Source organism: Picosynechococcus sp. PCC 7003 (genome assembly GCF_001693255.1).
In the GTDB taxonomy this organism is placed as follows: domain Bacteria; phylum Cyanobacteriota; class Cyanobacteriia; order Cyanobacteriales; family MRBY01; genus MRBY01.
Genome location: NZ_CP016474.1, coordinates 361,493 through 386,043, shown reverse-complemented (window position 1 = coordinate 386,043; position 24,551 = coordinate 361,493). Strand labels below are relative to the sequence as shown.

At 48.0% G+C, this 24,551-nt stretch carries 24 protein-coding genes; 10 read left to right on the top strand and 14 right to left on the bottom strand.

Annotated features, from left to right (window positions below; genetic code table 11):
* Positions 1-151 precede the first annotated feature (151 nt).
* Positions 152-2,386 carry an FdhF/YdeP family oxidoreductase gene (locus AWQ21_RS01820; protein WP_065713069.1) on the top strand — a complete coding sequence of 745 codons (2,235 nt, stop codon included), beginning with the start codon at positions 152-154 and terminating at the stop codon, positions 2,384-2,386.
* 173 nt (positions 2,387-2,559) lie between these two features.
* On the opposite strand, the gene AWQ21_RS01815 is transcribed toward AWQ21_RS01820, so the two are convergent.
* From AWQ21_RS01815 to AWQ21_RS01805, 4 genes are all read right to left on the bottom strand, one after another.
* Positions 2,560-3,291, bottom strand: coding sequence for a BON domain-containing protein (locus AWQ21_RS01815; RefSeq protein ID WP_065713068.1), 732 nt, complete (start codon positions 3,289-3,291; stop codon positions 2,560-2,562).
* Positions 3,292-3,462: 171 nt separating this feature from the next.
* Entirely contained in the window at positions 3,463-3,954 is a 492-nt protein-coding gene (locus AWQ21_RS16685) for a CsbD family protein (protein ID WP_065713067.1), read from the bottom strand.
* Positions 3,955-3,998: 44 nt separating this feature from the next.
* Positions 3,999-4,136 (bottom strand): lmo0937 family membrane protein, encoded by a 138-nt coding sequence (locus AWQ21_RS16145; protein WP_232315108.1) that lies wholly within the window; start codon positions 4,134-4,136, stop codon positions 3,999-4,001.
* Between the two features lie 240 nt (positions 4,137-4,376).
* Positions 4,377-4,559, bottom strand: coding sequence for a CsbD family protein (locus AWQ21_RS01805; protein WP_065713066.1), 183 nt, complete (start codon positions 4,557-4,559; stop codon positions 4,377-4,379).
* A gap of 955 nt (positions 4,560-5,514) precedes the next feature.
* Here AWQ21_RS01805 and AWQ21_RS01795 point away from each other — a divergent pair.
* On the top strand, positions 5,515-5,769 hold the full coding sequence (locus AWQ21_RS01795; protein ID WP_157094685.1) for a hypothetical protein: 255 nt from the start codon (positions 5,515-5,517) through the stop codon (positions 5,767-5,769).
* Between the two features lie 343 nt (positions 5,770-6,112).
* On the opposite strand, the gene nblB is transcribed toward AWQ21_RS01795, so the two are convergent.
* The 4 genes from nblB to purM all read right to left on the bottom strand — a co-directional run bounded on the left by nblB (position 6,113) and on the right by purM (position 8,877).
* A complete protein-coding gene (gene nblB / locus AWQ21_RS01790; RefSeq protein ID WP_065713063.1) occupies positions 6,113-6,769 on the bottom strand; it encodes a phycobilisome degradation protein NblB in 657 nt (218 codons plus the stop codon).
* A gap of 31 nt (positions 6,770-6,800) precedes the next feature.
* Complete coding sequence (locus AWQ21_RS01785; protein ID WP_065715169.1) at positions 6,801-7,265, bottom strand: CBS domain-containing protein; 465 nt, start codon at positions 7,263-7,265, stop codon at positions 6,801-6,803.
* 87 nt (positions 7,266-7,352) lie between these two features.
* Positions 7,353-7,799 (bottom strand): hypothetical protein, encoded by a 447-nt coding sequence (locus AWQ21_RS01780; protein ID WP_065713062.1) that lies wholly within the window; start codon positions 7,797-7,799, stop codon positions 7,353-7,355.
* 52 nt (positions 7,800-7,851) lie between these two features.
* Complete coding sequence (purM, locus tag AWQ21_RS01775; protein WP_065713061.1) at positions 7,852-8,877, bottom strand: phosphoribosylformylglycinamidine cyclo-ligase; 1,026 nt, start codon at positions 8,875-8,877, stop codon at positions 7,852-7,854.
* 331 nt (positions 8,878-9,208) lie between these two features.
* Between purM and AWQ21_RS16675 the strand changes: the two genes are divergently transcribed.
* Positions 9,209-10,075 carry a septal ring lytic transglycosylase RlpA family protein gene (locus tag AWQ21_RS16675; RefSeq protein WP_065713060.1) on the top strand — a complete coding sequence of 289 codons (867 nt, stop codon included), beginning with the start codon at positions 9,209-9,211 and terminating at the stop codon, positions 10,073-10,075.
* A gap of 19 nt (positions 10,076-10,094) precedes the next feature.
* On the top strand, positions 10,095-11,621 hold the full coding sequence (locus AWQ21_RS01765) for a bifunctional pantoate--beta-alanine ligase/(d)CMP kinase (RefSeq protein ID WP_065713059.1): 1,527 nt from the start codon (positions 10,095-10,097) through the stop codon (positions 11,619-11,621).
* Between the two features lie 3 nt (positions 11,622-11,624).
* On the opposite strand, the gene AWQ21_RS01760 is transcribed toward AWQ21_RS01765, so the two are convergent.
* The gene (locus AWQ21_RS01760; protein WP_083997946.1) at positions 11,625-12,377 is read right to left on the bottom strand and encodes an RNA methyltransferase; all 753 of its coding nucleotides are present in this window, start codon (positions 12,375-12,377) and stop codon (positions 11,625-11,627) included.
* A gap of 455 nt (positions 12,378-12,832) precedes the next feature.
* Between AWQ21_RS01760 and fusA the strand changes: the two genes are divergently transcribed.
* Positions 12,833-14,917 carry an elongation factor G gene (gene fusA / locus AWQ21_RS01755; protein ID WP_065713057.1) on the top strand — a complete coding sequence of 695 codons (2,085 nt, stop codon included), beginning with the start codon at positions 12,833-12,835 and terminating at the stop codon, positions 14,915-14,917.
* A gap of 167 nt (positions 14,918-15,084) precedes the next feature.
* On the opposite strand, the gene AWQ21_RS01750 is transcribed toward fusA, so the two are convergent.
* Positions 15,085-15,690 (bottom strand): HupE/UreJ family protein, encoded by a 606-nt coding sequence (locus AWQ21_RS01750; protein ID WP_065713056.1) that lies wholly within the window; start codon positions 15,688-15,690, stop codon positions 15,085-15,087.
* A gap of 61 nt (positions 15,691-15,751) precedes the next feature.
* On the opposite strand from AWQ21_RS01750, the gene pbpC reads away from it, so the two are divergent.
* The 4 genes from pbpC (at position 15,752) to gloA (ending at position 20,332) form a co-directional block, all read left to right on the top strand.
* Entirely contained in the window at positions 15,752-18,166 is a 2,415-nt protein-coding gene (gene pbpC, locus AWQ21_RS01745) for a penicillin-binding protein 1C (RefSeq protein ID WP_232315107.1), read from the top strand.
* A 328-nt stretch (positions 18,167-18,494) separates the two neighbouring features.
* Positions 18,495-18,707, top strand: coding sequence for a hypothetical protein (locus AWQ21_RS16340; protein WP_065713054.1), 213 nt, complete (start codon positions 18,495-18,497; stop codon positions 18,705-18,707).
* An 8-nt stretch (positions 18,708-18,715) separates the two neighbouring features.
* Positions 18,716-19,894, top strand: a complete 1,179-nt coding sequence (locus AWQ21_RS01735; RefSeq protein WP_065713053.1) for a transporter substrate-binding domain-containing protein — start codon at positions 18,716-18,718, stop codon at positions 19,892-19,894.
* Positions 19,895-19,936: 42 nt separating this feature from the next.
* Positions 19,937-20,332 (top strand): lactoylglutathione lyase, encoded by a 396-nt coding sequence (gloA, locus tag AWQ21_RS01730; RefSeq protein WP_065713052.1) that lies wholly within the window; start codon positions 19,937-19,939, stop codon positions 20,330-20,332.
* A gap of 83 nt (positions 20,333-20,415) precedes the next feature.
* Here gloA and AWQ21_RS01725 read toward each other — a convergent pair whose 3' ends face one another.
* Entirely contained in the window at positions 20,416-21,348 is a 933-nt protein-coding gene (locus AWQ21_RS01725) for a putative selenate ABC transporter substrate-binding protein (RefSeq protein WP_065713051.1), read from the bottom strand.
* 84 nt (positions 21,349-21,432) lie between these two features.
* On the opposite strand from AWQ21_RS01725, the gene AWQ21_RS01720 reads away from it, so the two are divergent.
* Positions 21,433-23,073, top strand: a complete 1,641-nt coding sequence (locus tag AWQ21_RS01720) for a rhomboid family intramembrane serine protease (RefSeq protein ID WP_198159674.1) — start codon at positions 21,433-21,435, stop codon at positions 23,071-23,073.
* Here AWQ21_RS01720 and AWQ21_RS01715 read toward each other — a convergent pair.
* From AWQ21_RS01715 to AWQ21_RS01710, 3 genes are read right to left on the bottom strand one after another with little or no spacing between them, the layout of a single operon-like run.
* The gene (locus AWQ21_RS01715) at positions 23,059-24,093 is read right to left on the bottom strand and encodes a nuclease-related domain-containing protein (protein WP_232315026.1); all 1,035 of its coding nucleotides are present in this window, start codon (positions 24,091-24,093) and stop codon (positions 23,059-23,061) included. The genes AWQ21_RS01720 and AWQ21_RS01715 overlap by 15 nt on opposite strands.
* A complete protein-coding gene (locus tag AWQ21_RS16680) occupies positions 24,023-24,292 on the bottom strand; it encodes a hypothetical protein (protein ID WP_071932256.1) in 270 nt (89 codons plus the stop codon). Before AWQ21_RS16680 ends, AWQ21_RS01715 begins: the two co-directional genes overlap by 71 nt.
* Positions 24,289-24,507 (bottom strand): hypothetical protein, encoded by a 219-nt coding sequence (locus AWQ21_RS01710; RefSeq protein WP_065713049.1) that lies wholly within the window; start codon positions 24,505-24,507, stop codon positions 24,289-24,291. The genes AWQ21_RS16680 and AWQ21_RS01710 overlap by 4 nt, the downstream gene beginning before the upstream one ends.
* Positions 24,508-24,551: the final 44 nt, after the last annotated feature.

The following is a 24,551-nucleotide window of genomic DNA, read 5'->3' as shown; positions in this document are numbered from 1 at the left end:
GGGAGCAGTCAATGACTTGTTCCCTCTTTTTTTATGGCAATTTTGACGGCGATCGCCCACTCTTTTTTATGGGTATCATCTAAATTTCAAACCCAAGCCTAAATAAAATGCCACTACAATTTAAGCAAGTTCCTTTAACCCCAATCAATCCATGGCACAATTTTCTTCCGAGTCGAATTTGCCTGAGTCTGGCGGCGGTTTGCCAATCATTGAATACTGGGCAAAGCAAAGTCTTTCTCCGAAAGGATTAAAACTTTGGCAAACTTTAAACCATAAAAGTGCCTGTTTATCCTGTGCTTGGGGAACTGGCGGCCAGAAAGGGGGCTTTGTTAATGAAGCGGGGGAATATTTACAACGGTGTGCTAAAAGTGTTGAGGCGATCGCCGCAGAATTACAAGCAGGCATTGAAGAAAGTATTTTTCAGCAAAAAACTATTACTGAGCTACAGCAATTAAGCTCTAAAGAATGTGATCAATTGGGTCGGTTGCAATATCCACTGATCCTTCGAGAAGACTCCCAACATTATGAAAGAATTTCTTGGGAAGAGGTCTTTCAAATCGCGGAAACTGCCTTTAAAAAAACACCTGAACGCGTTGCCAGCTATAGTTCTGGTCGCTCTTCTAATGAAGCAGCTTACCTATTGCAATTGTTACTGCGATCGCTAGGGAGTAACAATTTAGCTGACTGTTCAGATCTCTGCCATGTGCCATCGAGTGTGGCGTTAAAACAAGTTTTTGGGACGGGCACATCGATGGTGAGTTTAGAGTCCTTAAAACAGAGTGATTGTGTGGTTTTAGTGGGTTCCAATGCCCCTGCAAATCATCCCCGGTTAATGAATGAACTGATTGAAATTCGGGCGCGGGGTGGACGGGTCATTATTATCAATCCCCAGATTGAAATTGGTTTAGTTAAATTTGCCTCTCCTGCTTTTCCAATTAAATCTTTGCTGAAAAAAGGTTCAGAAATTTCTAATCTCTATCTACAACCGATTCCGGGGAGTGATGCGGCATTATTTATTGCCATTCAAAAATCTTTAATTGAGCAGAATTTAGTCAAGTTAGACTATTTGGAAAAATATACAGAGGGTTGGCAGGAAGTACTTGATTTTGCCCGCAATGCGCCTTGGGAAACCCTTACGAATTTGTGTGGTTTAGCCCGTGAAGAAATTGAAGAAGTGGCCTATACTATTGGCACATCTAATAATGTTGTTTTTGCTTGGGCGATGGGCATTACCCAACAGAAAAATGGGACGGATAATGTAAAGGCGATCGCCAATACCGCTTTAATGACAGGCAATGCTGGACGAGAAGGGGCGGGGTTGATGCCTGTGCGGGGTCATTCTAATGTGCAGGGTTTTGGGTCTATGGGGGTAACTATTCGCCTCAGTCAAGAGTTAAAAACGGCCCTCGAAAAATTACTCGATCATCCTTTGAATTTAAATGAAGGCTATGATGCGCGGGGCTTAATGGAAGCTGCCGATCGAGGGGAAATAGAGACCTTATTTTGCCTCGGAGGAAATTTTTATGGTGCGAATCCAGACCATTTTCAAGCAAAAAGAGCTTTGGGACAAATAGAAACTATATTCTACGTTTCAACCAAGGCAAATCTTGGACACTTTCATGGTTTAGGCAGAAAACAAACGTTAATTTTGCCCGTGTTTAATCGCCTTGAAAATCCCCATAAAACGACAACGGAATCGGGAAATAATTTTGTCCGAATTAATGATGTTGGGAAAACCCACCTCAAGGGGGATTTGATTGCAGAGGTGGATTTAATTACAGAAATTGCCCAGCGAATCCACGGGGAAGGGCGCATTGCTTGGCGGCGGTTAAAGGATACAGAATATGTGCGGGAATTAATTGCCCAAACGATCTCGGATTATCAACCCCTCAAAAAAGCGAATCAAGCGAGCACGGAATTTCTCATCGAAAATCGTATTTTCAAAGAGCCAAAATTTGCGACAAAATCTGGTCGAGCGCAGATGGCAGTGATTGCGTTACCTGAGTTAAAAGAACCCAGTTTAGCCGAATTTAATTTACCTCAAAAAAGCCAGGCGATCGCCCTAATTTTAGGGTCGGGCAGAAGCTACGGTCAGCATAATACTGTCGTGTACCAAGAGGGAGATAAATATCGGGAAATGCCCCACCGCTATTGCATTTTAATGAATATGCATGATATTAAAAAGGCGGGTTTTGTCCCCCACCAAAGAGTAGCCGTCAGAGGTGATCGCCAAACCTTAGAAAATATCGAAATTATCCCTGGGGCAATTCGAAAAGGGGCCGCCTTTATGTTTTACCCCGAATCTAATTGTTTGTTTAGTGCCAACATTGATCCGAAAAGCGGTATTCCTGCCTTTAAGCGGATTCCTGTCGCTGTTTATGGGTAGTCACTTCCAAAACTAACCCTGTTACCGGAGACTACTGACGGCGATCGCCCCGGATTCTCATTTTCTGAAATGATACAAAAAAGAGGCCTGAAATTTAGCCTCCTGAAGTTTTTACTTGGTTTAGGAAATGCTGAGTTGCACTCTAATCACAGCGACGCAGTAATTTATTGCTTTCACGGCGCGACAGTGGCATTATTTGTGACCTTGGTGATGCCCGTGATCGAATTCAATAAGGGTGAAATTCGCTGCAATTGCTCTTGGCTCACCACCGTACCAGTCACCTTCACTTCACCACTATCCACCGTGACATTGAGCTGATTATTGGGCAGACTCTCTTGGAACTTCTTCGTAATGGCCGTTTTCAGAGAGCTATCTGTAATTGTCGGTGTTTGTGGAGTTGTAACTGCAGGGTTCGGTTGGGAGTTTTTCACCGTCACATTGACGTCTGTAGGCTGTTGAGGAGCCACAGGATTGGCAGCAGGTTGCGGTGTGGGCTGAACCGCGGGTTGGGTGATCGGCACAATGGTAACGGAAGGTTTTTCAACCACTCTTTCCACTGGGGCCGGCTCTGTTTCAGGGGTTTCCACATTCACCACCGGGGGCAAAGGTTCTATTTTTTCAGGCCGGGTCACGACATAAAAGGTACCCAGGGCGACAATCCCAATGCAGGAGACGAGGAGACCCACGAGGAGGCCATTGGCACCGGCTCGAGATTCTCGTCCGGCAGCGGCAAAATGGCCATTGCCGTAGCTACTGTCATAGGTGTGAACCTTGCCTTGGGCATCGATATATTCGGTGTAAATATTTCCTTTGGCATCTTTGTATTCAGTGTGGGTTTGACCCAAGACATCTTGATATTCAGCATGGGCGATGCGTCCAACCCTCGGAGTATTGTTAGCGTTCATAATTTCTAATCTTCTTTACATATTCGGAATCTGTCATTGGTCTAGACCGGGCTATGGCCTCAAGATTTTGGGGCGATCACCAATTTTTGTACATTGGATGATGCATTGAATTATCAAAGATTCACGCTTGCCAAAGAAATTCAAGCACACTGAATTACGAAGCAATTAAATTTAGTGCTGGAAGACATCATCAACTGTATTTTTAACATCTTCTACAGCATTACGTATGTTGCTTTCTAGTTGCTTAGCTTTCCCAGAAAACTGATCTTGGCGATTGCCAGTTACGTTGCCAATTTCTTCTTGTGCTTTTCCTTCAATGTTTTTTTGCACTGCTTTCATGCGGCCGCTGGGAGCTAGATCATCTTTCACATTCTCCATAGTGTTGCGGACTTGACTTTCCACTTGTTTGGCTTTTCCCATGAATTGATCTTTCGTGTCCCCAGTGATATTGCCAATCGTCTCTTGGGTTTTACCCTCGAGATCTTTTCCCATAATCTCAGCGCGATTCATTGAAATTGATTGGGCCGAAGAAAAATCACTTGTTCCTCCAGGATTAGCCAAAGCTGAATTGTGAGTATAGCCAAAGCCAAACATTGAAAGCGTCATCACAAAAGCTATTATGGTGGTTAGAAAAAAATTACGGAGTTGCTTAAGAATATTCATAAATAAAGCCTCAGAATGAAGTGACCAATGATTTTTTATGTCTTTTAGCGGTTTCCAATAAATAGGTTATAAACAATGCCAATCAATGCTAGGACTAAAAGCAAGTGAATTAAGCTTCCACCAACATTGATCGAAAATCCTAATAACCAAAGAATAATGAGGACACCGACAACACCCCACATGAGATTAAACATATTATTGCCCTTCCATTAAATTCAAAGAAAAACTGGTGATGCAGAGACCAGGGTAAACGCATCTAAATTCTCAAACCTTTACCAGATAAAGGTTTGAGAATTTAGTGAAAATTACGACCATCTCTGAAAAGCTTGTATAGCCTGCTTTTCGCAAATTAGATGCGTAGCCCCTGATGCAGAGACCACTCACTTTCGGGAAAAGATGGCAATCGCGGCTAAAAATTTCAGTTAATCAATTGCCTTTTTCGTTGCGTCTTTCAGATCTTCTACGGCATGACCCACTTTTGCCTGCACCTGTTTGGCCTGTCCTTCTGTTTTAGATTTAGAGTCACCTGTGAGATCGCCGAGCCCTTCTTGCAGCTTGCCTTCAATATTTTTTGCAGTTGCTTTTGCTCTATCTTTTAAGCTCATAATACTCTCTCATTTTTTAGGAATAAAATTAGAACTGCTCGTCAAAATAAATGACAAATCAAGCTCTTTACATCACTACGATAGCCTTTTATATTAAAATTTAGCTGATATTTTTGGGGATCAATAGAAAGATTTAATGATTGAAGAAAAATATATCCTCCAAAAGAATTAACTTACATTCTGCAGGTAGGCTCAGGGGGAGGAAATAAGTAATAGTGGCAGGTGGGAGGGCCCAGAAGTTGGATAATGCATCGACGTTCATCACTGAGATTAGTAATTTGCTGTACTTTATTGAATCAAATTAGATAAATGCCCTGAAACTTTTGTAAAGTCCAATGGAATGTCGGTCTCTTGCGTTGGTCTAGCACTGTCTCCTGGGCGATGACTAAATTTTCTTGCTTACACAAAATTCTTGACACTCCCGATATATCTAGCATCCATTCGCATCCTTCCGAGGCGCTTGGCGTAATCCTTAGAATATTTTCTCAGACATCCTCTTACCTCTTTGGGGCTACCGTTTCCATTCTTTTTTCAGACCCTGCTCACATTTCTGGAGTTCTTTTTCCCACAGGTCTGAGTTCCCCTGACGCTGGTCACTCTCAATCAATAATCACTGCTGTTCTTCTCTTCTATAATTTTGTTTAGTCTTCCACATTTGATAGACTGGTAGATGATACTCTACTGTCGTCCAAATCTCCGTTGACTCCTGAATTAGCTTCTTTGCCATACCAATAGTCTGGGGCACCCGTGATAACCATTTCAATGAAGAGACTTTCTGTACATTGGACTGACTGTAGAAGACTACATCCATGACGAACAGAGTCTCCAGATTCCACTGCCCTTGAAATGAAAGTGTTTAAAGAAGTCGGTTCATCGCTGGCGAGCACCTTTTTCTCATCCCCTTGACTTGTGTCTATTACCTCAAACAAAGAACCTGTATTTTCTCAACTATCCTTTGGCTACCTCTGCCGTCGATCAACTGCTGCGCTTTTGGGGACATAGCCTGTCGTGCTTGGGGATGATTCGGCAAATGGGAAATAGCTTTGGCGATCACCAAGTCTTAGAAAATATTGCAATTATTCTGGGGGCAATTCGAGAAGGGGCCGCCTTTATGTTTTACCCCGAATCTAATTGTTTGTTTAGTGCCAACATTGATCCGAAAAGCGGTATTCCTGCCTTTAAACGGATTCCCGTGGCTGTTTATGGGTAGTCATTGGCAAAACTAACCCTGTTCCGGGGACTACTGACGGCGATCGCCCTTTCCTTTATAATGAGTGGCAATGTTTTTACTGGGACTACATCAGATGGCTGCCATTATTCCTTTTGCTGGTTATATCATTGTTTTCACTGGCCTTGCCCTAGTTGGCTTTTTCGGTTTACGGGGCGCAAACATTATCTAGGGAATTTATTTTTAGCGTGATGTCTCGTTAGAAATTCATTCTAAAAAACTGCTTCAGGGAGATCATTTACATGAAAAATCCTAGGCAGTTTTTTGTTGTCTATTTCGTTCAAAACGAATGCTGCGCTTAAGTAGAAAAAACTTAGAACACAACCTAGTTAAGGTGATGTTTTGCTTCATCGGCCACTGCTGCTTGCTCATCCTGGGCCAGGGTTTCTAAGAAAGGTTTGACTTCCTCACCCCCAAGTCGCCCCAGGGATTGGGCTAAACGATAGCGCACTTGCCAATCTTCATCGGCGATAAATGGCGTCAACAGCGCGATGGCACGGCGATCGCCTAGATCACCGAGGGCACTAATGGCACTGGTGCGCACCAATTCTGTTTCTGATTTAAGGGCTTCTTTGAGTAAATCAAAGGCGTTGGGATTGCCCAATTCGCCGAGGGCCGCCACAATGCTGAATTGCAATAACCACTCCGAAGTGGAATGGTACACCTGGGCGAGATCGTCGTAGGCTTCAGCAATTTTTAAGCCGGCGATCGCATCGGCTGCTGCCGCCTTGACGTCCAATTCCGAATCATTAAATAGGGCATGACGAAGCAATGCTAAAGCCTCTGTTTCAAAGCCTTGGCCCACCGCATCCATTTGACTCACCGCCGCATAACGCACCCGCGCCTCGGGATCGCTCAGAAGGGGCTGGATCAGAGGAAATGCTTCCTGGGGCGAAAAGGCCCGGAGCTGATTTAAGCCGGAAATGCGATCGCCAAAGCTATCGGAAGAAAGCAATTGTTGGACGGATTCAAGGGAAGCCATGAAGATGTTTTACCAAATGAAACAATGGAACTTAAGAGGCCTGGGCCATTGCTCGAATAATATCACCTTGGGTAATGATCCCAATGACTTTTTCGCTGTCCTGGGCAATGACTGGTAAACGACCCACGTGTTTTTCGTGCATCAAATGGGCTGCTTCCCGGACAATTTTTTCGGGGTGAATTGTGTAAACTTTTTTGCTCATCACTTCTCCCACCGTTTGGCCGAGGGCCTTGTGAATTTCGGCGTCGTGTTTGGCGGGATTTTGGAGATAAATCACACTATCCAACAACATGATGTAGGGGGGTGTATCAACTCCCGTTTCTTGCCAGGTGAGGTCACTGTCAGAGATGATCCCCACCAATTTACCCTGACCATCCACAACGGGGAGGGCGCTAATTTTTTTCTCAACCAGGAGGGCGATCGCCGTTTGAAGTGAATCATCTGCCTTGACCACGGCGGGATCGGGGGTCATGACTTCAGCCACGGTTTTGGTAATCATGATGCCAGCTTAGGGGATTTTTAGGATTTTCTGTCTTTATTTTAGGAAAATCTCGCTTTATTGTGGGGTTCTCGTAGTAGATCGTTACTTCGAGGCCGATTCAAGCTGAATAGATTCCGCCATGGCCGCTTCTAGATCAGCAATCAACTGATCCAAGTCAGGGCCATGGGTTTGCCAACAGGTTTCGGGGCTGGGATCAGCTTGGTAATACACCAGTTTCACCTGCCCGTCACCAATGCAGAGGATAAGCACTTCCTGCTCAAAGTCTGCCCCGGCAATGATCCCCAGAATTTCCTGGAGACGACCCCCTACCCGTCGATTGAGGGTCTGGAGGGTTTCTGGGGAACAGGGGACAAAATGAGGCTGGGGTTTGAGATCAATGCCAAGGATGGTGCCGTCATGGTCCCATTCCTGCTGGAGACCCCAGGCAAGGGCCGTCAGTTGGGATCGGTAATCCTGGACAAACCAATCCACATGCGATCGCCATTTTTCCCTGGGTTGCGGGCCTTGATTATCAAAGGAGGAAAACATGAACTCAAACCCAATATCAGTAATTGTTAGTCATTGGCAAGGGTGACCGTTGCTATTGTAGCCCGAGGACTTCCCCTTGACCTTCGACCACCGTACCCACTTGCCAAGCCGCGATCCCCTGGGCCTGAAACCAAGCCACATTTTCCGCCGCTTTGGGGGCTGGCACAATCACCACATAACCCACTCCCATATTGAAGGTGTCCCACATGGCAGCTTGGGGCACGTCGCCCATGGTTTGGAGCCACTGGAAGAGGGTGGGGATTTCCCAGGTGTTCGGATCAATGGCCATGGACTGATTGGCTTGGAGACACCGGGGGAGATTTTCGGGGAGACCGCCCCCGGTGATATGGGCCATGCCGTGGATTTCCATCTTGGCCTTGAGGGCACCTTGGATCGCCTGGACATAGATTTGGGTAGGGGTGAGGAAGACTTCACCGAGGGTTTTGCCTTGAAATGCTGCGGGTTTGTCGCCCCAGGACAACTGATTCATTTCGATAATTTTCCGCACCAGCGAAAAACCATTGCTATGGACACCGCTACTGGGTAAGGCGATCGCCACATCACCGACCTGCACTTGGGAGCCATCTAAAATCTCGCTCTTTTCGACGATTCCTACACAGAAGCCCGCAAGATCATATTCTCCTGCTTGATAAAATCCCGGCATTTCCGCCGTTTCGCCCCCCAGGAGCGCACAGCCACTTTGCTTGCACCCTGTCACAATGCCCGCGACCACTTGCGCCAGTTGTTCTGGTTCGAGCTTACCCGTCGCTAAATAATCGAGGAAAAACAGCGGTTCGGCCCCAGAGGTGAGGATATCGTTGACACACATTGCCACCAAATCAATGCCGACGGTGTGGTGTTGATCGGTCTGGTGGGCGATTTTGAGCTTTGTGCCCACCCCATCCGTACCGGAAATTAGCACCGGTTGACGATAGCCAGCGGGAATTTCAAAGCAGCCACCAAACCCACCGAGGCCACCCAGTACCCCCGGTCGGTATGTGCTTTCGACGTTATCCTTGATGGTTTTGACGAAGGAACGCCCTGCTTCGATATCTACTCCTGCTTGTTGGTAGTCCATGCGATAAAAATTCTTTATGAATTGGTCAAGGGAAATTGTCGAGTCTGACAAAACTCGAAAAGCAGATTTTACCTTGCTTTAACTTTATTCGTTGCCATTTATTTTGACGTGAAACCCCATTTTTAACTCTGTGTATACGGATGTGAAGCTGAAAAAGCCTGTGTTACTGTATGTCGGCTTAAGAAATGTAACGTGATCACAACGTTCTGACTTAGGTATGGGTGGGCGCATTTTTGGATGCAACGGCCCCTTTGACCAAAGGAAACCCTCTACTTTCAATTGTTTTTGGTGAGGCATGGTTTTCGGCGGTAGTTGAATTCAATTTTTTTTCATGACCTTAAAACGTAAACATTTGCTCGCTTTGTCTGCTGTTTTTACGACCTTTGCTCCCTTGAGCCTGACCGCAGCACCAACCCTAGCAAATACGGATACGTCTACTCGCATTCTGGCCCGTACTCAAGTGACCACTGCGGCAGAACGCTTAAAACCAATCGCTACGTTGTTTTCTTATCCCCACGAAGAACGGACAGCTACCACCCTCTACGTCAATCAACTTCCCGTTCTCACGTTTCTCGATTCCGGTGATGCCGCCAATGATGAGGCCCAGGCGATCGCCCAAAAAGTTTCCCAAGAATTAAATACCCTCGTTGCCCAAGCGGACTTTGATGCCACGAAGTTTTCTGTAAGTTGGCAGGCCGCCGGCAAATATGACTTGCTCTATGGCAATGCTCCCTTGATCACCCTGGATGATTCGGTTTTTCTCGCGGATCGCACTGGCAATGATGAACAGGATGCTCTAATTGCGGTCAATCGCTTCCGACGCATCCTCGGTGGTGCAGAACCCGTAGCGGCGATCGCCAATGCCCCCAAGGCAAAAAATGTGGCTGGGGCTGGCCTGAAGGTACAAAGCACGATGCAAGGCCGGGCCTCTTGGTATGGGCCTGGGTTCCATGGCCGCCGCACGGCGAACGGCGAACGGTTCAATCAATATGCGATGACCGCCGCCCACAAGACCCTCCCCTTTGGGACAAAAGTTCGGGTGACAAATGTGCGTAATGGTCGCTCTGTGGTGGTGCGCATCAATGATCGTGGCCCCTTCACCCCTGGTCGCATTATCGATTTGTCTAAGGGTTCGGCCCAGCAGATTGGTTTAGTCAGTTCCGGCGTGGCTACGGTAAAGTTAGAGGTTCTGAACTAACGTCTCGATCCCTTAGCTGATGAAAGTTGTACGCACCCTTGCTGGATTACAAGCGGCGATCGCCCAGGTTGCCCCCAGGCAAAAAATTGGTTTTGTCCCCACCATGGGGGCACTCCACCAAGGCCATGGCAGCTTAATCCAACGGGCAAGGGTGGAAACAGACTTTGTGGTGGTGAGTATCTTCGTCAACCCGCTGCAATTTGGGGCCAATGAAGATCTTGATCACTATCCCCGCCAATTAGAAGGCGATCGCCTTTTTTGCGAAAAATTAGGGGTAAACCTGATCTTTGCCCCCACGCTGGCTGAAATGTATCCGGGGCCAGAACCGGTGCAGATTTTGCCGCCCCCATCGATGACCACCGGGCTTTGTGGCCGCTTTCGACCGGGTCATTTTACGGGGATGGCGACGGTGGTGGTGAAATTGTTGCAATTGGTGCGGCCGGCGATCGCCTATTTCGGCGAAAAGGATGCCCAACAACTGGCAATTATTAAACGGCTGGTGCAAGATTTACATCTACCCGTCACCGTCCGGGGTTGTCCCATCGTCCGGGAGTCATCGGGGTTAGCCCTGAGTTCCCGCAATCAATATTTATCTACGGCAGAAACAACCGAGGCGATCGCCCTTTCCCAAGCCCTTCAAACCGCCCAAAAGCGATTTCAAGCGGGGGAACGGCATGCGGATTTATTAATTGCGGCGGCCAAGGAAACCCTAGCCAAATTTCCGGGGGTACAACTGCAATATATAGAATTAGTCGATCCAGAAACTCTGACGCCCCTGCCACAGGTGCAAAAATCTGGTTTACTGGCGATCGCCGCCTATGTCGGTCAAACCCGTTTGATTGATAACACCATGCTAAAAACCCGTCAGCCGATTATTGCCATTGATGGCCCCGCCGGAGCCGGCAAATCCACCGTTACCCGCCAGGTGGCCGAGCAGCTTAATCTCCTCTTTTTAGATACCGGGGCGATGTACCGGGCGATCGCCTACCTCGTTTTAGAAAACAATATTAATCCCCAGGATGAAGTGGCCGTCGCCGAACTCGTCAGTAGCGCAACCATCACCTTGGTGCCCCCCAAGGCTCCCACAGAACCCATTACGGTATTGGCGAACAATCTTGATGTGACCCAGGCGATCCGCACGCCTGCCGTAACCAAACAAGTATCCGTTATCGCCGCCCAAGCCGCTGTCCGCCAAGCTCTGGTTAAGCAGCAGCAACGCCTCGGCGAAAATGGGGGTCTGGTGGCAGAAGGGCGCGACATCGGCACCCATGTGTTTCCCGATGCCGAACTCAAGATTTTTTTGACAGCTACCCCCGCCGAACGGGCCAGACGCCGCGCCAAGGATCTCAAAGCCCAGGGAGAAACCAATATTGACCTAAAACAACTAGAGGCAGAAATTACCGAACGCGATCGCCTCGATAGTACCCGTGCCATTGCCCCTTTGACCAAGGCTCCTGATGCGGTGGAGTTAATTACCGATGACCTCAGCATTGAAGCGGTGGTCGCTAAAATTATTCATTTATATAAAGGTATAAACCAGATTTAAATATTATGGTTCCGGTGCAGCCGCATTGGCGATCGCCCATTCCACCTGCCGTAAAATTCCGCGTAACATTGCCACTTCTCGACTACTGGGACTGGCTCGGTGGTACAAATTACGAAAGGTTTCCATCCGTGAGGCGCTGGTGTGGGGATAGAGAAATCCTACCTGCAACAACACCCGCTCTAGGTGCTGATAATAGCCCTCTAATTCATTGAGCTCCGCCAAATCAGGCATTGGTGGAGCTTTTTCCTTAGGAGGGAAACCCTGTTGCTCGGTGGCTAAACTGCGCAATTCGTAACTACAAACGGCGACCGCCTGGGCCAAATTCATGGACGTATATTCATCGCCCGTGGGAATGCAAACCAGTTTTTGGGCTTGGTTTAATTCGCTATTACTCAGGCCGTGGTCTTCTCGTCCGAAAATCAACGCGCTGGGCTGATCATCTTCTAAAAACCAGGGCAGAGCTTCTTTCGGCGTTTCCACAGGCATCGACAAACTGCGCTGGAGTCCAGTGGTGGCGATCGCCTTTTTGCAACCCGTCAATGCCGTTGCCAAATCAGGCACAACCACCGCCTGTTCGAGAAATTCCCGCCCATGGACTGCCATCAGGTAGGCATCCTGGCCCAAATGGTTACAATGGGGATTGACTAAAAACAATTGCCTCAGGCCCATATTTTTCATCACCCGGGCAATGGAGCCAAGATTTAGTGCCCCTGCAGGTTCTACAACCACAATCCGAATATGCGTCAAACTCGCCAAGCTATTTTCTCCGTCGCCGTGCAACTCTCCATTGTGCCGTGGACGTGACCTGAAAAAAATCCCGGGCGATCGCCAAGTCTGATCTAATCTCATCAGCTCAATATTTGGATCATGGTTATTACCTCATCCATCGGCGATCGCCCCCCAAGATCCTTTTAAGTTGACCGCAAGATAATTTACAATCTGTAATGTTGCCATCGTGCCCCGCAAGGATTTTAATATTCTTTGCTGTAGCAAAATATTCAGTTTTCCCAAGACTGGAGCGGCAGCTTATACGAACTAAGCATGTGACACTTACAATACAAATTAGTCCCTTAACGACTCACCATAAACCACATCGGTTTTAGATTGGCTCAAACAAGACCGAGACGTTTTCAGTTGTACGTCTAATTGCACCGAGTGATCACCCTAGTAAAAATAGTAGTACTTAAATTTTATCGAGCGAACATAAACCTATGAAAGACCTGACCAAATATCGTAATATCGGTATCTTCGCTCACGTCGATGCGGGTAAAACCACCACCACCGAACGTATCCTGAAGTTAACCGGAAAAATTCACAAATTAGGTGAAGTGCACGACGGTGCAGCCACCACCGACTTCATGGAGCAGGAGCAGGAGCGCGGGATTACCATTCAGTCCGCCGCCACAAGCTGTTTCTGGAAAGATCACCAGCTCAATATTATCGATACTCCCGGTCACGTCGATTTCACCATTGAAGTTTATCGTTCCCTCAAGGTACTCGACGGTGGTGTCGGTGTATTTTGTGGTTCCGGTGGTGTAGAACCCCAGTCCGAAACCAACTGGCGCTATGCCAACGACTCTAAGGTTGCGCGGTTGATCTACGTCAACAAATTAGACCGGATCGGCGCTAACTTTTATAACGTGGTGAAGCAGGTTGAAAATATCTTGGCGGCAACCCCCCTGGTGATGACCTTGCCGATCGGCACAGAGAGCGAATTTAAGGGTGTTGTGGATCTCCTCACCGAAAAAGCTTGGATTTGGGATGAATCTGGCGATCCGATGAACTACGAGATCACCGATGTCCCCGAAGACATGAAGGAGCAAGTGGCAGAATACCGCGAAGCCCTCGTAGAACTCGCCGTTGAACAAGACGACGAGATCATGGAAAAATACCTCGAAGGCGAAGAGGTCAGCATTGATGAAATCAAAGCCTGTATTCGCAAAGGCACCCGCGAACTAGCTTTCTTCCCCACCTACTGTGGTTCTTCCTTTAAGAACAAAGGGGTACAACTGGTACTCGATGCAGTTGTGGACTATCTCCCCAACCCGATGGAAGTAAATCCCCAGCCGGAAACGGACATTGAAGGGAACGAAACAGGCAGTTTTGCCATTGTTGACCCCGAAAAGCCCCTCCGTGCTTTGGCGTTCAAGATTATGGATGACCGCTTTGGGGCCTTGACCTTTACCCGGATTTATTCTGGCACCCTGAAGAAAGGAGATACCGTACTCAATACTGCTACTGGCAAGACTGAGCGGATCGGGCGGATGGTAGAGATGCACGCCAACTCCCGTGAGGAAATCGATGAAGCCCAAGCGGGTGACATCATTGCCATTGTCGGGATGAAGAATGTCCAAACTGGCCATACCCTCTGTGACAAAGACAATCCGGCGACCCTCGAACCGATGGTTTTCCCTGATCCAGTAATCTCCATTGCGATCGCCCCCAAGACCAAAGGTGGCAATGAGAAAATGGGTGTTGCCCTCAGCAAAATGGTGCAAGAGGATCCCTCCTTCCAAGTGGAAACCGACCAGGAAAGCGGTGAAACCATTATTAAAGGGATGGGTGAACTTCACCTCGATATTAAAGTCGACATCCTCAAGCGTACCTATGGCGTGGAAGTAGAAGTGGGCAAACCCCAGGTTGCCTACCGTGAGTCCATCACCAAGGTCATCAACGATAGCTACACCCACAAGAAGCAGTCCGGTGGTTCCGGTCAGTTCGGGAAGATCGACTACACCATCGAACCGGGTGAAGCGGGTAGCGGCTTCCAGTTCGAGTCCAAGGTTACTGGCGGTAACGTACCCCGTGAATTTTGGCCCGCAGTCCAGAAAGGTTTCGAGCAATCCATCGAAAAAGGTGTACTGGCAGGTTTCCCCTGTGTTGACCTGAAGGTGACTTTGACAGATGGTAGTTTCCACCCGGTTGACTCTTCGGCGATCGCCTTTGAAATCGCTGCTAAGAGTGGCTACCGTCAAACCCTACCCAAGGCTGGCCCCCAAATCCTCGAACCGATCATGAAGGTGGATGTATTTACCCCCGATGATTACGTTGGGGATGTGATCGGTGACCTCAACCGTCGTCGTGGCATGATTGAAGGTCAAGAATCCGGTGCCACCGGGATCCGCATCAAAGCCAAAGTGCCCCTCAGCGAGATGTTTGGTTACATCGGTGACCTCCGTACCATGACCTCCGGCCGTGGTCAGTTCTCCATGGAGTTCTCTCACTATGATCCTTGTCCGAAGAATGTTGCGGATGAAGTGATTAAAGAAGCTAAAGAACGGGCTGAAGCGAAATAACTAACCGTTAAGTGACGATTTCCCACCCGGTGAGATCACAACAAAAGAACCGATTGGTGAAGACGCCAGTCGGTTTTTTCTTTGGCCATCATCAGTCCATGAAAAAAACTCCCCACTAAAACCTGGAGAGTTCTTTGAGCTAATATCAAACCTGGCAGTATTGCCGCTTAGATGCTCTGGGCAAAGACTGTCAAACCAGCCACCACCATCATTACCCCAGCAATGCGGAAAAATTGGATCTGTTGGCGACGTAAGGCCAGCAAAGCCGTTCCCATGCCGATAAGGTGTAAGCTCGCAGTTCCTGCTAGGAAACCGAGGGCATATTGAAGACCCTGGGCATTGGTGGGCATCTCTGCGCCGTGGGCATAGCCATGGAAAACAGCCAGCGCACCAATAATGAGACTACTCCACAGCAAGGGGAGACGGGTGCCAAAGAAAACAAAGCAACCTAACAGGAGATCGGAAAAAATAATCCCGACCTCGATCCCTGGTACGTTCATGCCGACCATGCCGAGTAAACCACCCACCAACATCAAACCCAGAAAGCTCAGGGGGAGTAAAAAACGCCCTTGCTTTTCTTCGACCTGAACCGCCCAAATCCCCACCGCTAACATGGCCACGAGGTGATCGAGTCCCCCAAGGGGATGTTGAAATCCATGCAAAAATCCAGCGGTTTCGTGGCCGCCGACGTGGGCGATCGCCGCCGATGGTAGAGAAACGCAAAGCATTGCTCCGAGAAATAACAAACTGTGCCGAATGTGACGCTGACCCATGGTGTCGCTCCTTTGAAACATTCCAATTCTAGTGAACAATCCCAGGGATGATATCGCTTTGGTGACGAGTCTTAAAGATTCGCTTTATTCGGTAAACCTGCAAAATATTAAGCCTTTGGGCGATCGCCCCAGAAAAGGGCTACAACTACGAAAAGAGATGAGGCCCAAGCTACTTGTGTTGCTGCGTGACTGGCTCCTAAAAATTTGGCAACGATCGTCCCTTCCCCTAAAAATTATCAGTGTCCTGGGGGCGATCGCCTTGGCTGTGCGTTTAACGCCTCTACTGATGCCTGTGCAAGCCGCAGATATTGTCCAGACCGACCAGGCCTTCCGCTTTTATGACCGCCATGGTTTGTTTTTGGGGACAGTGCTCAGTGCCGACCAAGAAAATACCTCCGTTGTTAGCCTCGATGAAGTTTCACCCTATTTTCAGCAGGCGATTATTGCGGCGGAGGATGGTGATTTTTACGCCCATGGCCCCCTAGATCTCCAGGCGATCGCCAGGGCCACCTACCAAGCAATCAAGCACCAAAAAATTGTCAGCGGGGCTTCGACGATTACGATGCAGCTCGCCCGGATGTTAGGCGATCGCCCCCGGACTTTGAACGCGAAACTCCAGGAGATTTGGGTCGCCTGGCGGTTAGCGGCGGGCATGAATCGCCAAGAAATTTTAACGGCTTACATTAACCGTTTACCCATGGGGGGAAATATCTACGGTGTTGAAGCGGCAGCCCAGATTTATTTTGGTGTAGCAGCGGCGGATCTCAATGTGGCCCAGGCGACCCTCCTTGCGGCCATTCCCAACAGTCCCACTTATCTCAACCCCTACGATTATTGGGACAACCTCAAACAACGGCAACAGTACGTGCTGGCGCGCCTCGTCGCTGAGGGTGAACTTTCTCCAGAACAGGCGGATCGGGTTTTCCAAGAAGCCATCACCCTGCAACCACGTCATCAGGGAATTCTCAGCGCCCCCCATTTTGTTTTTTGGCTAACAGAGCAGTTGGATACCAGCCAAAACCCCGTGATTCGTACCACCCTAGATAAAAATCTCCAGGATTTTGTCGCGGCACAGGTGCGCCAGACCGTTTTAAATTTAGACCAAAATAATGTCCACCAAGGGGCGGCGATCGCCATTGATAATCAAACCGGCGAAATCTTAGCCTATGTGGGGTCTACGGATTACTTTACGCCCCAAGGGGAAAATGATGGCGTACAAGCCCTCCGGCAACCAGGTTCCACCCTCAAGCCCTTTCTGTACCAATTGGCCCTAGAGACCCGAACCATTCGTCCCAATACGATTTTGGCGGATATTCCCACCTACTATGCCATTCCCGACGCCAAACTCTATGAACCTACGGACTACGATGAAAAATTTTTAGGCCCGGTGCGAGTACGCCTAGCTTTAGGCAATTCCCTCAATATTCCGGCGGTGCGAGTTTTAGAACAAGTGGGTGTTGAGACATTTTTAACGCGCTTGCACCAATTAGGTTTTCAGCATTTAACCGAAGACCCAGACTACTATGGCTTGGGTCTCACCCTGGGTAGCGGTGAAGTGACCCTGATGGAGTTGGCCAATGCCTACCGTACCCTGGCCAATGGCGGCGAAAAAAGTGATTTAGTCAGCCATTTCACTCGCCCTGAAGCTGCCACAACGCCCCTCAGTGATCCCCAAACTTGGCAACTCATTACCCAGATGTTGAGTGATAAACAGGCCAGGGCGATCGCCTTTGGGGTCGATTCCGCATTGAATTTACCGTTTCCAGCGGCAGTTAAAACAGGGACATCTTCAAATTATCGTGATACCTGGGCGGTGGGGTTTAGCGAAAACTATACCGTCGCCACCTGGATTGGTAACTTCGATGGCACGCCCATGCAACAAGTTTCAGGGGTGACGGGAGCCGCACCACTCTGGCGAGATATCATGTTGTACCTGCACCAGCAGCGGGAACCCTCAGTATTCCCGGAACCAGCAGCCATGGTTAAACGGCCTATTTGTGCCCTGTCTGGCAAAAAATCAACGGGCCTTTGTCCTGTTATCGTTCAGGAATATTTTTTTCCGGGGGATTTAAGCAAGTATGAAACAGATTTAGATAATTTTTACCAGGAAATTAATGGCGAAATTCGTCTAGTGTTGCCCCCGGAATATGACCGCTGGTTGGCGACCCAAACGACCCTCGCTACGCCCCAAAGCGGCTTAAAAATTCTGTTTCCCCAAGATGGCGATCGCCTCCTGAGCGACCCCAACAATCCCGGGCAACTGACGATCCAATTTCAAACCACGAACCAAGAGCCTGTGCAATGGCAGCTCAATGGCAAACCGTGGCAGCCCGCCGATCCCCAAAACCCGAAGTTACGCCTAACCCCTGGCCCCCAGACCTTAGAAATTCGCCAAGGCGATCGCCAAGATCAAGTTAACTTTTCCGTAGAAGTTGCCCCACCCCAAACCACGAAACGGGGATTTTCAGTTAATTAAACGCTGATCTTTTACCAGGAAAGAGATCCTGAATTTGCAAGTTAGGTAATTTTCAAAGAATTAGCTCAAGGCTTTACTGACTGTTTTGTTTTTTAAATTGCCTTTAAAGAAAATCACACAATAACGCAAACACTTATTTTTTGATCCACAGCATTTCGCATCCTAAAAGATCATCGTCTATCACTCTAAAAATACGGCAGATCACTATGCCAAGGATGGTATTTGATCATGTTTGAATATAAAAAAGGCTCCAGAAAATAAATCTGTAAGCCTTAAGATTACTCAAGTTTTGGTGATCTCAATAACCAGCTTGAGCATTTAATCATGTGTGGGAAGAAACATTAAATTCATTGTAAACAAGTCAGGAGAAGAAAAAGCCGTCGTTACAGAATATGCAACTGCGGTCGTGAGTGTGTTGGCGAAAGAAGAATTGAATTTTAAACAGGGATTTGTTTTACGAAGTGCTGAATTTCTATCTAAAAATCGGCCCATTGATAAAATGTTGCTAGTGACTACAATGGCACTGTCGTTATTTGAATAATCTCAGGAATGGTTAATGTAAAAAAAGTCAGTGATTGTCCTTCGATCAAAAAACTTAGGCAGAAGGGCCTGCAAATTCTCGGCTTAATTGGCTTATCCATCTTGGCCGAAGCACAAATCCAAGTTGGGTTGGCCCAAAGTCTCAATAACTTGCCAGACGATGAGGCCGCAGAGGTTCTCCAGGTTGGCATCGGTGGTACTCCTCCTTTTTTAGTGGAGTCGGTCAATGGTGACTTTCAAGGGATTGTGCCGGATATCTGGGAAACCATTGCCTTCGTAAATGGCTGGGAATATGAGTTGATTTTGCAAACGGAGACGCAGGCTGCCCTGGATGCCGTGGCCACTGGGGAATTAGATCTCCTGGTGGGGCCGTTTAGTATTACCGCCGAGCGTTTAGAAACGGTGGATTTTACCCAGCCTTTCTTCGTCTCAGGACTAGGGGTTTTGCTGCCCGAAGAGTCGCCTCCCATTTGGGAACGGGTGCGTCCTTTTTTCACCCGCACAGCTCTCTCTTCGGTGGGGGTTTTGCTGGTTTGTTTATTTTTAGTGGGCAATGGCATGTGGCTCGTGGAGAGACGCCATAACCCAGAGGAGTTTCCTAACCATTATCTGCATGGTGTGGGCAATGGGATGTGGTTTGCCCTGGTGACTTTGACCACGGTTGGCTATGGCGATCGCTCACCCAAAACCCCTTGGGGCCGATTTATCGCCGGAGTTTGGATGTTGATCTCTTTGGTTGCGGTTTCTTCTTTGATTGGGGGATTAGCCTCGGCCTTTACCCTCGCCCTCGCTAAATTGCCAGAGGATGCAATCCGTGATCCTGGGGATTTACGCGGAACCCGCATGGCCGTTGTCCAAGGCACGACAGGGGAAGCTTGGGCGGCTGAATATCGCGCCAAAGTTGTGCAGCGTCCCAGCTTAGAGGAGGCGATCGCCTTAATGGAGGCCAACAAAGTAGACGGGGTAATTTTTGATCGGCCAACCCTGGAATATTACCTGAGCCAAAACCCTGACTTACCCTTGCGAGTTGCCGACTTTAACCTGAATACTGAAAATCTGGGCTTTGTGTTGCCCTACGACAGTCCCCTGGCTGTTCCCCTTGATGTAAGTATCGTCGCCCTCGAAGAAGATGGCACCCTCGTCCGCACCGCCCAAGACTGGCTCCAAGGGGAACTCAATTTAGAATAGACACTAGAGATAGTTCGTTACCAAAGGAGAAAAACACCCCCTATGAAAATGCTTCACACCATGATTCGGGTCGGCAATTTAGAAGAATCCCTCAAATTTTATTGTGATGTGCTGGGGATGAAGCTCCTGCGCCAAAAAGATTACCCCGGCGGCAAATTCACCTTGGCCTTTGTTGGTTATGGCGACGAAAAAGACAATACCGTGATCGAGCTAACCCACAACTGGGACACCGATAGCTATGACCTCGGCAATGGCTTTGGTCATATTGCCCTGGGTGTGGATGATATCTATGGCACCTGCGAAAAAATCCGCGAGCTGGGCGGTAAAATTTCCCGGGAACCCGGCCCCATGAAGCATGGCACCACGGTAATTGCCTTTGTCGAAGATCCCAACGGCTACAAGATTGAACTGATCGAAATGAAAAAGGCAGCCGCTTAGAGCTGATTTATAAGGCCCCCCGGCTCCCAGTTTGAGGGAAATTTAGGGGGCCAATCAAGAGATTTCTTAGCCTAAATCTCCGTTTATTGAATCTTGCCAATCTGGCGGCCCACGGCTTCGATTTCAGCGTAGTTTTCGTTGCTGGTCTGAATAAACTGGGTCGCCCCAAATAAATCAAGAATTTCTTTGTGCTCAGGGTTGTTGGGATCGAGTTGGAGCAAAGCCTGTTGGACTTTATCCCGGAAGCCTTCCCCATAGCGCTCATCCACGTCGGGGGAAATAACCCAGTGGTAATCGTAGTAAGCAGGCGATCGCCAAATCACTTTTACTTTATTGGTGTCCACTTCCCCGGCTTCGACGCGACTATTCCACACCTGTTCGTTGAGCATTCCCAGGTCGTAGGTGCCAGCTTCGACCAATTGAATGGTGGCATCGTGGGAGGCAGAAAAACCCACTTCCCCTTGAAAGTCTTCGAGGGAAACTCCGGCTTGTTCTAGGTAGTATTGGGGCATCAGGCGGCCAGAAGTGGAGGATTCACTACCAAAAGTGAGAGTTTTGCCTTTTACTTGGGTTAAATCGGCATCACTGGCTAATTCCCCTAGACCGCTATTGACATTGGCAATGAGTACCGAGTGAAATTCGGCATCAATATCCCGTTGGGCGATCGCCTCGGCACCAGGGACTTGCAACCTCGCTTGGACACCCGTTAACCCACCAAACCAAACTAAATCTAAATCACCCACCTTAAAGGCTGTGACTGCCGCAAGATAATCGGTGACGGGTTTATATTCCACGGGGACTCCCAGTTCAGCACTGAGATAATCCGCCAATAGGCCATAGAGTCGCTGCAATTTTTCAGGATCTTGGTCGGGAATCGCCCCCGTGACCAAGGGTTGCACTGCCGTTGTCGGCGTCTCATTTTCGGTGGGGCTAGTGACATCCGTAGTCGATGGCGCAGTACAGCCAAAGACACTGAGGGAAAGCAGACAGAGGGCAGACAGGAGCCGTTTTTTCATGGGTAATTTCTCAAGGGAAAGAAAAAGATTTATTCCCAACTTAAGATAGCAATTAATGTTTTCTCCCCCCTAATGGCTTCTGTGATGGCATCTGCTTTGTGGCCCCTGATTTGGTTTTACGCTGTTTCTTTTTCCTGTGGGGTCTTGATGCTCCGTACTTGGCGATCGCCGCGACCCCGTCCTCTGGGGTGGCTATGGGTGGCGGGGTTTGTTCTGGCCCTCACCTGGGGGATGAATCTTATTTCGATGGCCTGGGCCGCTTGGTGGGGTGGTATCGCTTGGTTGCTGTTGATCCTCGTGCCATCCTTGGGGCTGCGGCAGATCCAGAGTCTCTTGTCCCGCCAAGATTTTCCGCGTGCCTACCAATGGGCTTTGTATTTGCGATATCTCCATCCCTTTGATGGTTGGTGGGAACAGCCACACATCATTCGCGCTTTGATCATGAGCCAACGGGGCCAACTCACCCCAGGTTTAAATCTTTTAGAAAAATACCAAGATCACCCCAGTTTTTTGGCCCGTCAGGTGATCGCCATGGATTATGCGATGCGGTTTGATTGGGCTGGGCTGCTGACTTGGCTCCGGGGAATGTCGCAAACGCCCCAAGAACCCTTGCTTTTGGTTTACTATTGCCGTGCTCTAGGGGAAACGGGTCAACTGTCTGAACTCTTGCGGCTTGTGCTCAAACCGGAGACCAAAGTGCAACTGTTGCGAGGAAACGATCGCCGTCAGTGGCATCTGGTGTTGTTATTTACGGCGGCCTTTTGTGGCGAAATCAAAACGGTGCAACGGCTATTAACAGGTCCCCTCAGGGATTATGCCAAAGAGATTAAGGGGTTTTGGTTGGCGATCGCCCACTATGGAGCCGGAAGTACCTCCCAAGGAAATGCTATTTTACAGACCCTCCAGGAGGACTCCCATAAGCGTTTCCGTAATGCCGTCCAAATGCGCCGCCAACATCCCCCCCGACCGGCCCAATCGCTCCTTTCCACAGACGCTTATCCTGACTTGGCCCGCCTCAGCCGCCTGGTACAGCAGGAAACCCAGGAGCAACTTTATCAATCCCTCGTGGGCCAACAGCCTGCGGGACACAAGCAACTTTCGGTGAATTCTGTTTTAGTTGCCGTCAATTGTCTGGTATTCCTGGGGGCGATCGCCGTTAGCAGTCCTGAAAATCCGGAAGCAATTCTCCAGGGCGGCGGTTTCATTCCCAACCAAGTTTTGCGGGGGGAATGGTGGCGTTTGTTTACGGCGAATTTTATCCACGTGGGGCTAGCCCATCTCTTGATGAATATGGCGACCTTGGCCCTATTAGGTCCCTTTGCCGAAAAACACTTAGGGCGATCGCGTTACCTCCTCGTTTATCTGGGCAGTGGTTTCGGGGCGACGGTCACCTTGTTTGGATTGGTGCTGTTGGCCCAGGGCTTTGACTATGAGACGTTTCCGGCTTGGTTGGCCTATCTCACCAATGAAATCCGCTATAGCTATCAAGTATGGGTCGGGGCTTCTGGATCGATTATGGGCATGATCGGGGCGATCGCCGTAGTGTTGTGGCAGGGGTGGCGACGGTTTCACCTCGAAGCCGCAGGCAGGCAATTTCGCTTGATTTGCTTAATTATTGTGATCCAATTTGCGGTGGATCTCAGTTCCCCTAATGTCAGTTTTTATAGCCATTTGCTGGGCCTCTCCTGGGGAATTGTCCTAACGCTTTTGTTAAGGCGACTTTAAAGGGAATTGTTTCTGGCAATCGAAACAGTATGCTTTACCGTCAAAGCGAATTTTATTATTGAAACAAAACATTGCAACTTTTTTGGAAATAGGCTGCTTACAGCAATAGCAATAGTACTTTGTTTTCTTTGGCTGTTCTATTACAACGGGGTGGCGATTATCTTCTTCTTTGGAAATCGAAAATTTTTTGTAGTAATCAAGTTGAGCAGGCTGATGATAATTGACTAGGTTTTCAGCTATTTGTTGCAATGATTCAGATGAAATCATTTTTGTCAGTGAACCGAGGGTTGTCAATATACTTTCATTATTTAGATTGTCTCGTGTTTGCTTGTAAAATTCGTCTGATTTAATAACAGCATCTGTTTTGAAATCTTTTGCCTTGGGGCGGATCACGCGAGACTTTGGTGAAACTAAAACATAGGCAAGAAAATGAGGCTGTAACGGTATGCCTAATCTTTTAGGTAGTATTTCTTCGCTCTGAAGAAGATTCTTCAAAACTTTGATATGTCTTTTATTTTGCTCAATGGGAGACTCTATTGCTCTATAGCTTTTCTGATATGACACCAAAAACTCGCCATGCTCTGTGATTTTGATACCATGGGCATAATGCTTGGTTTCCAAGATATAAAAATCAAGAAATCTGTTAATTAAAATGTGATCAATCTGAGCTACCAAACCACCATGTTCAATTCTAAGATCGTGAATAATTGCCCAGTTCGGCGAATTTTTATAATAGAAATCAATAAAATAAGCAGAATCTTTTTCCCCTTGATTACCAGAGGTGAGTTTTTTAAGCTCTGTTTTTGCCTGCAAAACTTTTGCTTCGGATAAGTCAGGTAAATTAATAATCGTTTTCAATTGCTCTATGTTTGCATTAATAGAATCTTTTTCTTTGATGATCATGTTGATTACTTTATAAAATATCCGAATTAAAAAAATATTGTGATAGCTAGATTTGTGATAAAAGTTTGTCATATTCTGCGTGGGAGCCAATCCAAAACCAAATGATTGTGTCGCCATCTCGTTGGCCAACTGCTCTATAGTTTTTACTGATGCGAGCCGAGTAAATTGGCAAATTGGGATGAACCTGTTTAAATCTTAAGCTGGGATGGGCAGAATCTTTTTGAAATTGACGATACGCGCTACGTGCCTGTTTTTGAATAGCATCAGGCAAGCTTGCAAGTGCCTTACGAAATTTAGTTGTTGTTCTCGACTTCACAGTTCTTCAGGTTTTAGCACTTGTGTTTGGCCTGCCTTATATTCAGTCATTGCCTCAGCCGCTAAATCTGCTAAAAGTTCCTGGGATTGAGCGAAAGCTGTATCCCACTTGGCTTCGTCCTCAAGCTCTTCCATGATTAAAGCCGCGATCGCATCTTGTCTTTCCGTATCCAAAGATTGTAAATGTTTAATTGCTTGTTCTAGGAGTTCAGTCATAACAAAGCCGTTATTTTTAAATCAGATTATAACGAGACCACAGG

Coding starts and splice junctions, on each gene's coding strand:
- AWQ21_RS01750 (WP_065713056.1), bottom strand. CDS start 15,690: ATGGGTCAGCGTCACATTCGGCACAGTTTGTTATTTCTCGGAGCAATG.
- gloA (WP_065713052.1), top strand. CDS start 19,937: ATGAAAATGCTTCACACCATGATTCGGGTCGGCAATTTAGAAGAATCC.
- AWQ21_RS01765 (WP_065713059.1), top strand. CDS start 10,095: ATGAAAGTTGTACGCACCCTTGCTGGATTACAAGCGGCGATCGCCCAG.
- AWQ21_RS01725 (WP_065713051.1), bottom strand. CDS start 21,348: ATGAAAAAACGGCTCCTGTCTGCCCTCTGTCTGCTTTCCCTCAGTGTC.
- nblB (WP_065713063.1), bottom strand. CDS start 6,769: ATGGCTTCCCTTGAATCCGTCCAACAATTGCTTTCTTCCGATAGCTTT.
- AWQ21_RS01715 (WP_232315026.1), bottom strand. CDS start 24,093: ATGGCGACACAATCATTTGGTTTTGGATTGGCTCCCACGCAGAATATG.
- AWQ21_RS16685 (WP_065713067.1), bottom strand. CDS start 3,954: ATGAATATTCTTAAGCAACTCCGTAATTTTTTTCTAACCACCATAATA.
- AWQ21_RS01820 (WP_065713069.1), top strand. CDS start 152: ATGGCACAATTTTCTTCCGAGTCGAATTTGCCTGAGTCTGGCGGCGGT.
- AWQ21_RS01720 (WP_198159674.1), top strand. CDS start 21,433: ATGGCATCTGCTTTGTGGCCCCTGATTTGGTTTTACGCTGTTTCTTTT.
- AWQ21_RS01805 (WP_065713066.1), bottom strand. CDS start 4,559: ATGAGCTTAAAAGATAGAGCAAAAGCAACTGCAAAAAATATTGAAGGC.
- AWQ21_RS16675 (WP_065713060.1), top strand. CDS start 9,209: ATGACCTTAAAACGTAAACATTTGCTCGCTTTGTCTGCTGTTTTTACG.
- AWQ21_RS16145 (WP_232315108.1), bottom strand. CDS start 4,136: ATGTGGGGTGTTGTCGGTGTCCTCATTATTCTTTGGTTATTAGGATTT.
- purM (WP_065713061.1), bottom strand. CDS start 8,877: ATGGACTACCAACAAGCAGGAGTAGATATCGAAGCAGGGCGTTCCTTC.
- AWQ21_RS01735 (WP_065713053.1), top strand. CDS start 18,716: ATGGTTAATGTAAAAAAAGTCAGTGATTGTCCTTCGATCAAAAAACTT.
- AWQ21_RS01780 (WP_065713062.1), bottom strand. CDS start 7,799: ATGTTTTCCTCCTTTGATAATCAAGGCCCGCAACCCAGGGAAAAATGG.
- fusA (WP_065713057.1), top strand. CDS start 12,833: ATGAAAGACCTGACCAAATATCGTAATATCGGTATCTTCGCTCACGTC.
- AWQ21_RS01710 (WP_065713049.1), bottom strand. CDS start 24,507: ATGACTGAACTCCTAGAACAAGCAATTAAACATTTACAATCTTTGGAT.
- AWQ21_RS01815 (WP_065713068.1), bottom strand. CDS start 3,291: ATGAACGCTAACAATACTCCGAGGGTTGGACGCATCGCCCATGCTGAA.